Consider the following 14,354-nt stretch of genomic DNA (forward strand, 5'->3'; position numbering starts at 1 on the left):
AAGATTGACCGCAGATGAATATGTTAAGACACGGTGGAAAATCAATGAGATCAGAGATTCACTCAAATGAACACAGAAATGCCACCCATCAAATTCTTTTTATCCGGTGCGTTTTCAATTTATCTTTAAAGTTCCACAACAATTCAAGTATGAAAAAAATTATCCTGTCTGCACTGGCCGTTTTAGGACTCAGTGCCTTTGCATTTGCCCAAACGCCAACCTGGTTACGTTATCCCTCCATTTCGCCCGATGGTAAAACAATTGTGTTTACCTATAAAGGCGATCTGTACAAAATAGCATCAACCGGTGGTACCGCAGCTCCGTTAACTCTGCACGAAGCTCACGACTTTATGCCTGTGTGGAGCAAGGATAGCAAGAGCATTGCTTTTGCCAGCGACCGGTATGGCAATTTTGATGTATTTGTTATTCCCGTTGAAGGCGGTGAAGCAAAACGTCTCACCTATCATTCATCTGCAGAATATCCTTACAGTTTTACCAACGACAATAAAAGTGTAGTGTTTGGCGGTACCAGAATGGATCTTCCAACAAACCGACAATTCCCTGCGGGTTATATGACAGAGCTATACAGCGTTTCCATTAACGGAGGAAGAGTAGCACAACTATTTACCACACCTGCCGAAGAAGTAAAGTTCAGTAAAGATGGAAGCAAGCTTATCTATCATAACAAAGTAGGTGGCGAAAACATCTGGCGCAAACATCATACATCAGCTATTACAAGAGATATCGTTTTATATGATTTCAAAACCAACACACATAAGCAGATCACTTCATTCAATGGTGAGGACAGAAGCCCTGTGTTCACAAGCGATGAAAGCGGTTTTTATTATTTGAGTGAAGAAAGTGGATCGTTCAATGTACATAAGATGAATATGAGTGGTGGCAAATCAGAAAAACTTACTTCATACAAAAAACATCCCGTACGTTTCCTCAGCAGCAGTAACGATGGTTTGCTTTGTTACAGTTACGATGGAGAGATCTATACCATGAAGCCGGGATCATCAGCACAAAAACTAAGTGTTGCGATTTTAGCTGATGCCCGTAATAACAGGGAGCAGGTATATCGTGTAGCAACAGGTGGCGGTATGAGTCCGGCATCAAATGGAAAAGAAATTGCATTTGTGTATCGTGGTGAAGTATTTGTAACAAGTGTGGAAGGTGGCATTACAAAACGTATTACCAATACACCTGAAGCAGAAACAAGTGTGCAGTTTGCACCCGATGGTAAAAGCATTATTTATTGCAGTGAACGTAATGGCAAGTGGAGTATTTACGAAACAAAAATGGAACGCAAGGAAGAGCCTTACTTCTATGCATCTACCGTGTTAAAAGAAACGCCGGTGCTTGAAAATAAAAACACCAATACACAACCTTCTTATTCACCCGATGGAAAAGAAATTGCATTCATTGAAAATCGTAACCAACTCCGCATTTATAATATCGCATCAAAACAAAGCCGTACTATTTTAACAGGCGATCATTTATTTGCATGGACAGAAAACGATCAGTACTTCCAATGGAGTCCTGATGGCAAATGGTTATTGTTTGACTATGCAATGCCCGGGAGTGCAGTTGGTGAAGTGGGTATTGTAAGTGCAGATGGTAAAAAAATTGAAAACCTTACGCAAAGTGGTTTTGGCGATTATAATGCCAAATGGATCAATGGCGGTAAGGCGATGTTATGGTTCAGCAACCGTGATGGATTGCGTGGTGCAGCAATGGCTGGCGGATCGCAGGCCGATGCATATGCTATGTTCTTCACACAGGATGCATTCGATCGTTTTAAATTAAGCAAAGAAGATGCTGCCTTATTAAAAGAAACAGAAGAGAATAAAGCAAAGGCTGATTCAACAAAAAAGAAACCAGCAAAAGATTCAGTGGTGATTGACTGGGATGGTTTGAGTCAACGTAAAACCAAACTCACTATTCACTCTTCATCAATGGGTGATGCGTTGGTTAGTAAAGATGGTGAAACACTTTATTACCTGGCACGTTTTGAACGTGGTATGAATTTATGGACAACCAATCTCCGCACACGTGAAACAAAAATGCTGATTCCGTTGAATGCAGGTTTTGCAAACATGGTATGGGATAAAGATCAGAAAAACATTTTCCTGAATACAGATGGTGGTTTTATAAAGATCGACCCCGTCAGCAGTAAGCAAGACCGCATTACTATCAATGGTGAAATGATGGTAGATGGATTGAAAGAACGTCAATACCAATTTGATCATGTGTGGCGCAGAACAAAGAATACATTCTATACACAATCGTTCCACGGAATTGATTGGGATAGTTACAAACCTGATTACGAAAAACATTTACCAGACATAGGTAACAACTATGAAATGAGTGAATTGCTAAGCGAGTTACTCGGAGAATTAAATGTAAGTCATAGTGGTGCTGCTTATGGTGGTGTACCTAACCCTAATGCAGATGCAACTGCTGCACTTGGCATCTTCTATGATTTTACACACAAGGGAAATGGTATTAAAATTCTTGAAGTGATCAAAGATGGTCCGTTAGATAAAGCTGGCATGAATGTAAAAGCAGGAACCATTATTGAATCAATTGATGGAGAGATCATCACTGCCGATAAAGACATTGCACAATACCTCAACCGCAAAGCTGGTAAAAATACATTGCTGGTGTTGGTTGAAGGAAATACAAAACGTGAACTCATTATTAAACCGGTTTCTTTAGGCGAAGAGAACCGCTTGCTGTATGCACGTTGGGTAAAACGAAATGCCGATGAAGTAGATAAAATGAGTAACGGCACATTGGGTTATGTACATATACCCGGTATGAACGATGGTGCATTCCGTACAACTTACGAAGACATCATGGGTAAACATTTCCAGAAAAAAGGAATTGTAGTTGATACACGCAATAACGGTGGTGGTGATCTTGTTGCTGACTTAGCGATGTTCTTAAGCGGTAAAAAGTTTATGGACTATGCAACTGATACACGCAGCAATGGTTTTGAACCAAACTTCCGATGGACCAAACCAAGTATTTCATTAGCGAATGAAGGCAACTACAGTGACGGACATTGTTATGCATACATGGTGAAGGAAGTTGGTATTGGCAAGCTGGTTGGTATGCCTGTGCCCGGCACCTGTTCATTTGCTGCATGGGAAAGCTTGATGGATACCGGTATCCGTTGGGGTGCTCCGACTGTTGGTTGTAAAGATGCCAATGGTAAGTATCTTGAAAACGCTCAGACCGACCCAGACATTAAAGTGAAACCCGAAAATGAAAAAGTAAGTATGGGTAATGATCAGCAGTTAGAAACAGCTGTGAAAGAATTAATGAAAGAAACAAAGTAAGTACGAGATACCAAGTTAGAAGTACTTAGCAACGCCACTGCAGAAATGTAGTGGCGTTGCTGTTTTTGAGGAACATATATTATATGGGCCACAATCAAAACCAATGCAGCATACCTGTCTCAACTGCCAAACCCAATTCGACAATTCATTTTGTAACAACTGCGGGCAAAAAATTATTCATCGTTATTCTGTAGCTCATGTAATGCACGAACTTGTTCATGTATTTACACATGCCGATAAAGGCATCTTTTCATTTATTTGGAGCATTCTCCGCAAACCGGGTATTGTTGCACTTGACTTAGTAGAAGGCAGACGAAAGCGTTACTTCAACCTTTTTCAATACCTGCTGATCATTGTGGGTGTAACAACCTTCCTGGTTACACAAACCAATCTTGTTGAAAAAACTTTTGTTACCATGAATAAGGTAAACAATATTCCCCCAAGTACTGAGCTGGGAAGAATTCAGCAATCAGTCGCTCTTTTATTACAGAAGTATAATAATATTTTTCAACTGATACTTATTCCACTGTTTGCTTTTTTCTCCTGGTTGTTTATTGGCCGAAACAGGAAATATAATTATGCCGAAAACATTGTGTTGCACGCTGCAAGCAGTTCGCAAAGTAATACACTGGCAATTTTCACCAGTTTGTTGTTTTTGATCAGCTCAACGAATACGCAATACGTGATCTTATCCTTTCTTTCTATATCTGTATTGATTTTTTCCTTTGCAATCAGTTATAAACAGTTTTTTAAAATTTCCTGGTGGAAGTCGATCCTTTATGCTTTGGCCGTTTTCGTTTGCTCTTACATCATTCAATCGATGCTTACTGCTGTTATTGTGATTATTTACATGTTAATGAGGTAAACATCATTGCCTTTATGACCGGGAAAGCGTTCATGCTTACGCCAGTACCAATATAGAAATTCCCATTGCCGGTAAACTACCAGAGCCGGTGAATCGCATCACATGTTTATGGGATATGGGGCAGTTACGGCCGTTGTATTTTTGCACGTATTCCCATTTATAACATTCAAAGCATGATAGCCTTCCATTCTAAAAAATATTGGTTCATTTTTCTTTTTGTGATGATAGTAGTTGTGTCTGAAGCACAAACCCTGATAATTGCAACCTATCAGTACGCCGATAACAACCGTATTGCAAATATTCAACCCCTGGCAGATCATATCGCCGCTCAAACAGGACAAACTGTTGAGGTGAAAAGCTATAAAACAGTTCATTTGCTGATTGAAGCGATTCAAAAAAATGAAGTTGACCTGGCTCTTATCAACAGCTTTGGTTATTTCATGTTAGAAGCTTCCCAAACTGCATACCCTATGAAGCCTTATGCAGTATTACGTATTAAAGAAAATGCAAAAGATAATTACAAAACAGCGATCATTATTGCTCATCGCTTTAATGCAGACACATTGCGTGACATAAAACCGATTGCATCTTCGCTTAGACTGATGTTGGTTAGCCCAGGCTCAACATCCGGCAATCTTGTTCCCAGGTTAGCATTCAATTCTGTTGGTTTAAAAAATCCGGAAACTGATTTTCAAAAAGTGAGTTATGGAAAAAATCACAAAGCTGCGGTCGATTCTGTGATATTGGATAAAGCAGATATTGCTGCGGTAGGCAGTACTGAATATTTCAATTTATTGAAAGATAGCAGCCGTGCCAAACAAATCAGACTACTATGGCTATCACCTGAAATTCCATTGGGGCCACTACTCATCAACAACCGTGTTGCAGCACCACTCCGTCATTCAATTATTACAATATTACTCGACCTGCACAATAAAAATGCATCCGCATTAGAAGCTGTAAAAAAAGGTTGGAGTGAAGCAGCTCAAGCCGATCAATTTATCCGTTTGCCCAAAAACTATTACATGCCTTTTCGCAAACAATCAGGCGATGAAAAAACGATGACGAAGATCATAAAGCAGTTCGTGAATTAAGAACGGTTCGAAGCGCCATCACTACTTGCATCCCATTTATAAATGAAGTAACTTACTTGTCCGTTAATCATCTCTACCCATTAAAACACTCGCTTAACCACAAACGTTCTTAAAACAACTTTTTTACCTGCTAAAAGTTTGTACATGACAACTAACCGTGAGTCCGCCATCGAAATGAACCGAGAAGAGTTCAAACAAATGGGCTACAAATTAATTGACAGTATTACTGAGTTCATCGGGAACATTGAGCAAAGGCCAGTTACTACCGGTGAAACGCCTGAGCAAATTCAAAACATCTTAGGCTCTTCCTCTTTACCTGAACATGGAACGAGTGGTCCGGTGTTGTTAGAAAAAGTAACTGCGTTGATGATGAATCATTCCTTGCTCAATGGTCATCCAAAATTCATGGGCTATATCACTTCGTCTGCTGCACCTATTGGAGCATTGGCCGATCTGCTTGCTGCAACGGTTAATCCAAATGTTGGCGCAAACATCTTAAGCCCCATGGCCACTGCAATTGAAAAACAAACGGTAAAATGGTTGGCAGAGTTTATTGGTGTTTCTCCATCTTATGGTGGAGTGCTGGTGAGTGGTGGCAACATGGCCAACTTCACGGCATTTCTGGCAGCAAGAACAGCAAAAGCACCAAAGAACCTGAAAGCAGATGGTCTTGCAAAAGCAGGTGCTGATATGGTTTTTTATTGTCCCAAAACAACACATACATGGATTGAAAAGGCAGCGGTATTATTTGGTCATGGGATGAATGCAATACGATGGATAGCTACAGATGAAAACAATAAAATGAACAATGATGTGTTGGTTGAAACAATTGAAGCTGATCTGCAAAACGGAAAGAAGCCCTTTCTTGTTGTTGGCACTGCCGGTGATGTAAGCACTGGTGTTGTGGATGATCTGAAAGGGATTGCCGCTATTTGCAAAAAGTATGATCTGTGGTTTCATATCGATGGAGCGTATGGCATACCTGCTGCTGTTATACCAGAACAAAAAGAATTATTCGCTGGTATTGAAGATGCAGATTCCATTGCACTTGATCCACATAAATGGTTATACAGTCCGTTGGAAGCTGGTTGCACATTGGTGAAAGATCCCAATCATCTGATCGATACATACAGTTCGCATCCTGTATATTTTAACTTCGGTAATAATGAAGAAGCACTCACGCAAAACTTTTATGAATATGGATTGCAAAACTCACGTGGCTTCAGGGCATTGAAAGTTTGGATGATGTTGCAACAGGTGGGTCGAAGTGGTTACATCAAGATGATCAATGATGACATTCAATTGTCGAAATTATTTTTTCAATTAGCAGATCAGCACCCCGAACTGGAAGCTATTACACAAAACCTGAGTATTACCACCCTTCGTTACGTTCCGTTGAATCTCGAAAATTACAGTGAAGCAACTGAAACGTATCTAAACAAATTAAATGAAGCATTAGTGAATGATCTGCAACAAGGTGGTGAAGTGTTTTTATCTCATGGGGTTATTGGAACGAAATATTGCCTGCGTGGTTGTATCGTTAACTTCCGTACATCAAAGAAAGATATTGAAGAGATCATTGAGATCATAGTGAAAGAAGGGCGGAAAATACAAAAGCAAATGAAGAATGAAGAACCGAGCATGCAGCTCTAACCTGTTCTTCATTCTTCATCGAGTATAAATTTAAGTGTTTACTCCACTTTCATCTTAAACCGTTTTACCTGTTCTTTGATGATGCGCTCAACTTCTGTTTCAAGTGTAACAACTGTTGTTGCGTCCTTTGTTTTTTGATCATTGATAAACTTCTGACGTTGCTGATTCAATGCAATAATTTTTGTTTGAATAGCGGCACGCTCTTTCTTTTTTTCATTCACGATTGCTTTCAGTTGTGCTGTTGTTTTATTCTGCAAACTGTCGGGTAATGTTTTCTTATCGATCTTTTCAATTTCTGCTTCATTATCTCCTGCACGGTCAACCAGATCCCAGCCAGCGTTGTTATATACTTTCGAATTGCTTTTTGTTTCAGCTCTCTTGATGGCCGCTTTCTTACTAACCATTTCATTAGCCTGATCCATTTTTTGTTGCTTACTATAATATTCGCCACCTCTTGCACCATAGGTGATGTAAGTTGTATTTAGTTTCTCATTTAGTTTAAATATCTCATCATCATAAGGTGTTGCAATATCTTCGATCTTATGGTCCTGGTTGATATTACTGAAACTACCGTTACCACATTCCCCCACCAGGTTCCAGTACTCACGAATGCCTTGCTGACGGTCGCCACAATAAATAGTGTTCACGATCACGCCTTTAGTTTTTGCTTCAGTACATGCTTGTGTAAAACTGACACTACCCTGACGGAAGCTTTCGTTACCTGCAATGAAAACTACTTTGTACGAATTGGGGTTTGCATCCCACTTCAATTGTTGTATCGATTTGAAAATAACCTGGCCGCAATATTCATCACCACCATCCGTAGTTAATGCAAACAGATTTTCAGAAAGCGAATCAAGATCAGTAATGAAATTATTGATCTGTTTTATATAACCGTTGCGTACATCATTGCGTGGTGAGCCATACTCATACAAAGCAATTTCAATTTTTGGATTGGCCTTGTTATCGCAATGCACACGACCAAGTGTATTCACCATTGTCCAGAGTTGAGCTTTTGCCTGGTCGATCAATCCATCCATGCTATTACTAACATCAAGCAGGATGGCAACCTGTATTTTCTGATCTGTTGTTGGAGGAGAAAGTATTTCCTTCTGTTGAGGAAGGGTTTGTTTTTGTTGAGTTGGGGCTTGTTCGTCAGGAGATTGCTGTACCTGTTCTTGCGGGGCTCTGGTTTGTCGTCTCTGTTTTTTTGGTTCCTTAAATGCTGAAACGATGGAAATAGCTGACAGTATAACTGCAACAGCCAGTAATGGTTTGTGATAAGATTGCATAGCGTTGATTTTTCACTTTGATGCACGGGCTTGTAAAAATGCATAAGTGAAAGAAAGTGTTTGCATGGTTTTAACAATAAAGCCTATAAAAGAGTAACAACGGGCAACAAAACGCATCAAACTGCTTTGTACCTTTAAACAAAAAACTATGCTACTCACTACAACACCCACTATTGAAGGCAAACCAATTCAGCAATACATTGGCATTGTTACAGCCGAGGCAATTATTGGTGCGAATATTTTTAAAGACCTGTTTGCAGGCATCCGTGATATTGTGGGTGGGCGAAGCGGTACGTATGAACGTGTAATTGAAGAAGCCCGACAAAATGCGTTGGTTGAATTACAGCAAAAAGCACAGCAATTAGGTGCTGATGCAGTGGTAGGTATTGATCTTGATTTTGAAACGGTAGGAAGTGGTGGCAGTATGCTGATGGTGGTAGCAACTGGCACTGCAGTAAAACTCTAAATTCTTTCAGGAAAAATAAGGAGCCGCTCTGTGAGCGGCTCCTTTTGTATTAATGCCTTTCGGGCGCCAGCACTTCGTTTGGAGAGCGCCATAACGCACTCAACAATAACTGACGCATAAATAAAAATTCTTTCGGAAGGCGGTCATACAATTTTTCGAACAACTCCTCATGACCTAGTAATTCCTGTTTCCATAATTCAGCGTCGATGTGTTGTAATTCATGGAACTGTTCACGTGCAAATTTATCAAGGCCCAATCCATCCCATGTAAGATCACGATAACGTGGGCGCCAACCAATAGGACATTCAACAGCACTGGCCTGTCCTTTGCAACGTTCAACGATCCATTTCAATACACGCATGTTTTCACCAAAGCCCGGCCACATAAATTCGCCTTTATCATTTTTGCGGAACCAGTTCACACCAAAAATGCGTGGTGCATTTGGTAAGTCACGACCAAACTGCAACCAATGGTTAAAGTAATCGCCCATGTGATAACCAAGGAAGGGCAACATTGCAAATGGATCTCTTCTCACTTTTCCTAATTCGCCAAATGCAGCCGCAGTCATTTCACTACCCATGGTTGCTGCGAGGTACACACCAAAATTCCAGTTGAAAGATTGATACACTAATGGAACTGCTGTACTTCTTCTTCCACCAAATACAAACGCTGAAACATATACTCCATCGGGGTTATCCCAATCTTCATCAATAGCCGGGTTTTGATAGGCAGGTGCAGTAAACCTTGCATTTGGATGGGCGGCAGGTTTTCCACTGTTTTTATCGTAAGGATTTCCATGCCAGTCGATCAAACCATCCGGTACTTCTTTGGTCATTCCTTCCCACCATATATCACCATCTTTTGTTACTGCCACATTGGTGAAAATTGTGTTGGCCTTAATACTGGCCATAGCATTCGGATTTGTTTTTTCATTGGTACCGGGTGCTACACCAAAATAACCTGCTTCGGGATTAATAGCATATAACCTGCCATTATCACCTTTGTGTATCCAGGCAATATCATCGCCTACGGTTGTTACTTTCCAGCCATCCATTTCTTTTGGTGGAATCATCATGGCAAAATTTGTTTTACCACATGCACTTGGGAAAGCAGCAGCAACATAAGTTTTTTCTTTCTGAGGATTTTCTACACCCAACAGTAACATATGTTCAGCCAACCATCCCTGGTCACGGCCAAGCACAGACGCAATACGTAACGCAAAACATTTTTTGCCCAGTAACGCATTACCTCCGTAACCACTGCCGTATGAAATCACCAAACGTTCTTCAGGAAAATGAGAAATGTATTTTACAGTAGGGTTGCAAGGCCATTTCACATCGGTTTCACCTTCCTGTAATGGTGCGCCAAGTGTGTGTAAACATTTTACCCATTCGCCGTTAATGTGTTTTAATACATCATCGCCCATGCGTGTCATGATACGCATGTTTACAACAACATATTCACTATCGGTGATCTGCACACCGTAACGTGAGAATTTTGAACCAACAGGTCCCATGCAGAATGGAATAACATACATGGTGCGGCCATGCATACTCCCTTTTGTAAGGTCTTCAAGGATATGTTTCATTTCAGAAGGTTCCATCCAGTTGTTGGTGGGACCAGCGTCCTGTTTACGTGTACTGCAGATAAATGTTCGATCTTCTACACGTGCAACATCACTTGGATCACTGAAACAAGCAAAGCTGTTAGGACGTTTTTCGGAGTTTAGTTTGATGAACGTTCCTTTATCAACCAACTGTTGACAAAGTTGATCATATTCTTCTTGTGATCCGTTGCACCACAGTACTTCTGCGGGTTCAAAATGCTCTTGCATTTTCTTCACCCATTCTTTGAGTTCTGTTTTGTTAGGAGCAATCATTTTTTTGCGGGGTTTTGATGCGACAAACATAATATTCGATTTAGATACCGCAAGTAAAAAATATTAAGATTGAGAAAAGATGACTGATGTAAGTGTGCTGTCCAATCTGTATCATTCGGCATGAATAGATAGAGTTTACAGCACTTTTTCATGATCCTCATCAGTTTATTACAGCATAGCAAGGAAGAAAAGTTGATCATCGGCATGAAATATTTTTCAATAACAGAACATTTGATAAGTTTTTGCTGCTTCCCTTTTTCACCCTACCTTTTAGCATAAAATCGCATTGTATGGTTGGCTGGATCACTTCGCTTTGGTGGAAAATAAACGGTTGGAAAATAAACGGAACATTTCCTGATCATCTACCTAAAATGGTGATTGCTGTTGGGCCGCATACCAGTGCATGGGATGTTGTAGTTGGCCTGGCTGCACGCTATGTAACACCTATTAAACATGCTTATTTTCTTGGCAAGAAAGAGTTGTTTGATGGTGCATTTGGCTGGTTCTTTCGTGCAATAGGTGGCACACCGGTTGATCGTTCCTCTTCGCATGGAGTGGTGCATCAGGTTGCAGATAAATTTAAAGAGCATGAAATATTCCGTATAGCGATGAGCCCTGAAGGAACAAGAAAGAAAGTTGACAAGCTACGCACAGGATTTTATTATATTGCTAAAGAGGCGAAGGTTCCCATTCTGTTAGTAGGGTTTGATTTTAAAAATAAGCAAGTGATCTATGGTCCGGTTATTCTGCCTTCAAACGATGAAGCAGCAGATTTTAAACAGATCACAACATTCTTTGCTTCAATAGAAGGGAAACATAAAGATGCGGGCATGGCACATCTTGGTTAGTATTCATTAATTTAATTCATCATACCAAAACCAATCAGCATGAGAACAATATTTACGGGCTTTCTTTGTCTTTTATTCTCTTACACATCAATTGCACAAACTAAACCTGTTCCTTCATCAAAAACAGAAGCATGGAAAAAAGAAATAATTAATTCTGTTGACAGCAAAGCAAAAGATGCCCAGGTAATGGTTGATATGGTGTTCAGTTTTGCTGAGCTTGGTTTCCAGGAAACAGAAACAAGTGCTTATCTCACAAAAATTTTAGAACAAAACGGTTTTACAATTGAACGTGGTGTTTCAGGAATGCCCACTGCATGGATCGCTAAATGGGGCAATGGCAAACCATTTATTGCATTGGGAAGTGATGTGGATTGTATACCTAAGGCTTCACAAAAACCAGGGGTTGCGTATAAAAGTCCGATCATTGAAGATGCACCGGGACATGGTGAAGGACATAATTCCGGTTTACCATTGGTGATACTCGCCGCCATTGAAGTAAAGAAAATTATGGAGCGTGAAAAATTAGCCGGCACGTTGATGATATGGCCCGGTATTGCCGAAGAATTGGTTGGAAGCAAAGCATGGTATATTCGTGATGGTTTGTTTAAAGATGTTGATGCCTGCATCTTTACACATGTTGGTAATAATTTAGGTGTTAGTTGGGGCGATGCAGGAAACAATGGATTGGTATCAGTTGAATTTCAATTTGAAGGGAGCTCTGCCCATTCTGCGGGTGCACCGTGGCGTGGTAAGAGTGCATTAGATGCAGTTGAATTAATGAATATTGGATGGAACTATAAGCGTGAACATTTAAAACCAACGCAACGTTCGCACTATGTGGTTACTGACGGTGGCGATCAGCCGAATGTTGTTCCGTCAAAAGCTGCTGTGTGGTATTATTTCCGTGAACGTACTTATGAGGATATTAAAGCAATGTATGATGATGGTATCCGCATTGCAAATGGTGCAGCCATGATGACCAATACAACCGTAAAACATCGTTTGCTGGGCACTGCATGGCCGGGGCATTTTAATAAATCTATTGCTGAGGCAATGTATAAGAATATTAAAACTGTTGGTTTACCTGTATGGAGCAGTGATGACCAGGCATTGGCAAGAGCGGTGCAAAAATTAGTGAGTGCGCCCAAAAAAGATCAACGTGGCAATGCAATTGATGGATTAGCTGTAAAGCTCGATACATTGAACGGACCTGTGCAATTCTCTTGGGGCGCAGGTAGTGATGATATTGCTGATATTGCATGGAATGTACCTACTGTTGTCTTACGTTATCCATCTAACATTCCCGGAACACCTGGTCATAACTGGGCCGATGGCATTGCCATGGCAACCCCTATTGCACACAAAGGGGTGATCAATGGAAGTAAAGTACTTGCCTCAACATTAATTGATATGCTCACCAATCCGAAAATCATTAATGATGCATGGGACTACCATAAAAATGTGCAAACAAAAGATGTGAAGTATATTCCTTTCGTTGAGAAGAATACGCCACCTGCAACTTTTTTAAACACAAAGATCATGGAACAGTTCAGACCACAGTTGAAGAAGTTCTATTACGATCCATCAAAATACAATACATACCTGGAACAGTTAGGCATCACCTATCCAACATTGGAGAAAAAAGAGTAATTGCCTTAGGGTTTTAGTGAAGCTTTATTTTACTTCCTCAAACATACCTGTCTGTTTGTTTTTGCGCACATTGTCCCAATTGAAGTAGCGGCCATTCATTGCTACATACACACCATGCGGTAAAGATTGAGCAAAGGCCAGCGCACTGCCAAGGTTAAATAAGCCATCGCTACTACCAAACTTGATGGGAATCATGGCACCGGTAAGTACTACCGTCTTATCTGTCACTTTTTGAGCAATCACCTTTGCCGTATCACTCATGGTGTCTGTTCCATGTGTAATAATGATCTTGTCTTCATCACATTGGATACATTGATGAACTATCAGCTCACGGTCTTCATTGGTCATTTCCAGACTATCAACCATCATAAGCGTACGGATTTCGACAGGCACGTGGCAACGTCCCATCTCCAGCAGATCATGCATATGCGTATCCTTAAAGAAAAGCTGTCCGGTAATTTCATTGTATTCTTTATCGAAAGTGCCCCCGGTAATAAAAATGCGAACTGCCATGACAAGTTGTTTAATGATGGGAATATTTGCAAAGAAAAAGAATCTATAGCTTGCAGTATAATAAAAAAAGGGGCGCCGTTGGCGCCCCTGGGTCATAATCAGTAGCAATCATCAAATTATTAAACCTGAAGAGTTAATATAGTTCACTAACGCTGCACTGTTTTTTAAATTTAATTTCTTAAGGATGTTGTGACGATGTACCTCCACTGTTTTAAGTGAAATATTCAACTCACCTGAAATTTCCTTTGAAGACATACCCTGTTTGATGTACTTAATGACGTCAAGTTCACGGGTGGAAAGTGTGTTTGCACCTGTGCTTTCTTCTTCAAAAATCTGCTCGCTCAAAATTGTCTTTACTTCGGCACAGATATAGCGCTTGCCTTCATGCACCGCTGCAATAGCATCAAACATCTCCTGCTGCGGAGAGTTTTTGGTTACATATCCCATTGCACCAAGCTTCAATAATTTCTTTACGTAAGCCGGCTGTGAGTGCATGGATACACCAATAATTTTTGTTGCAGGTGAAAACTTCCGGATTTGCTCCGTTGCTTCAATCCCGTTCATAGGTGCCATGTTAATGTCTAACAAAGCTATTTTCGGACGTAATTTCTGAGCCATTTCAATAGCTTCCTCACCATTACTGCACTGTGCAATTACAGTAAAGCGTGGATCACTATTTAGGATAAAAGTCCATGTTTCACGAATAAGCTTATGATCGTCGGCAATTAAAACTGTAATCTTTTCCAT

11 protein-coding genes are annotated in these 14,354 nt (G+C 40.4%); 7 read left to right on the top strand and 4 right to left on the bottom strand.

The window, feature by feature from the left end:
- Nucleotides 1–149 precede the first annotated feature (149 nt).
- From WG954_RS03155 to WG954_RS03170, 4 genes are all read left to right on the top strand, one after another.
- Nucleotides 150–3,347, top strand: coding sequence for a S41 family peptidase (locus WG954_RS03155; protein WP_340433590.1), 3,198 nt, complete (start codon nt 150–152; stop codon nt 3,345–3,347).
- A 202-nt stretch (nt 3,348–3,549) separates the two neighbouring features.
- Nucleotides 3,550–4,212, top strand: a complete 663-nt coding sequence (locus WG954_RS03160; protein WP_340433593.1) for a DUF3667 domain-containing protein — start codon at nt 3,550–3,552, stop codon at nt 4,210–4,212.
- A 173-nt stretch (nt 4,213–4,385) separates the two neighbouring features.
- Nucleotides 4,386–5,306, top strand: a complete 921-nt coding sequence (locus WG954_RS03165) for a phosphate/phosphite/phosphonate ABC transporter substrate-binding protein (protein WP_340433596.1) — start codon at nt 4,386–4,388, stop codon at nt 5,304–5,306.
- Nucleotides 5,307–5,450: 144 nt separating this feature from the next.
- Nucleotides 5,451–6,959 carry a pyridoxal phosphate-dependent decarboxylase family protein gene (locus WG954_RS03170; protein ID WP_340433599.1) on the top strand — a complete coding sequence of 503 codons (1,509 nt, stop codon included), beginning with the start codon at nt 5,451–5,453 and terminating at the stop codon, nt 6,957–6,959.
- Between the two features lie 38 nt (nt 6,960–6,997).
- Here the strand turns inward: WG954_RS03170 and WG954_RS03175 are convergent, their stop codons facing one another.
- Nucleotides 6,998–8,251, bottom strand: a complete 1,254-nt coding sequence (locus WG954_RS03175; protein ID WP_340433602.1) for a vWA domain-containing protein — start codon at nt 8,249–8,251, stop codon at nt 6,998–7,000.
- Between the two features lie 148 nt (nt 8,252–8,399).
- Between WG954_RS03175 and WG954_RS03180 the strand changes: the two genes are divergently transcribed.
- Nucleotides 8,400–8,717, top strand: coding sequence for a heavy metal-binding domain-containing protein (locus tag WG954_RS03180; protein ID WP_182802431.1), 318 nt, complete (start codon nt 8,400–8,402; stop codon nt 8,715–8,717).
- A gap of 49 nt (nt 8,718–8,766) precedes the next feature.
- Here the strand turns inward: WG954_RS03180 and WG954_RS03185 are convergent, their stop codons facing one another.
- Complete coding sequence (locus WG954_RS03185) at nt 8,767–10,626, bottom strand: phosphoenolpyruvate carboxykinase (GTP) (RefSeq protein WP_340433607.1); 1,860 nt, start codon at nt 10,624–10,626, stop codon at nt 8,767–8,769.
- Nucleotides 10,627–10,886: 260 nt separating this feature from the next.
- Between WG954_RS03185 and WG954_RS03190 the strand changes: the two genes are divergently transcribed.
- Together WG954_RS03190 and WG954_RS03195 are read left to right on the top strand one after the other, a co-directional pair.
- A complete protein-coding gene (locus tag WG954_RS03190) occupies nt 10,887–11,444 on the top strand; it encodes a 1-acyl-sn-glycerol-3-phosphate acyltransferase (protein ID WP_340433609.1) in 558 nt (185 codons plus the stop codon).
- Nucleotides 11,445–11,483: 39 nt separating this feature from the next.
- The gene (locus WG954_RS03195) at nt 11,484–13,094 is read left to right on the top strand and encodes an amidohydrolase (protein WP_340433612.1); all 1,611 of its coding nucleotides are present in this window, start codon (nt 11,484–11,486) and stop codon (nt 13,092–13,094) included.
- 24 nt (nt 13,095–13,118) lie between these two features.
- Here the strand turns inward: WG954_RS03195 and WG954_RS03200 are convergent, their stop codons facing one another.
- Together WG954_RS03200 and WG954_RS03205 are read right to left on the bottom strand one after the other, a co-directional pair.
- Nucleotides 13,119–13,607, bottom strand: coding sequence for an asparaginase domain-containing protein (locus tag WG954_RS03200; RefSeq protein WP_340433613.1), 489 nt, complete (start codon nt 13,605–13,607; stop codon nt 13,119–13,121).
- 111 nt (nt 13,608–13,718) lie between these two features.
- The gene (locus tag WG954_RS03205) at nt 13,719–14,354 is read right to left on the bottom strand and encodes a response regulator (protein WP_340433616.1); all 636 of its coding nucleotides are present in this window, start codon (nt 14,352–14,354) and stop codon (nt 13,719–13,721) included.

This window comes from Lacibacter sp. H375, assembly GCF_037892425.1.
GTDB lineage: Bacteria > Bacteroidota > Bacteroidia > Chitinophagales > Chitinophagaceae > Lacibacter.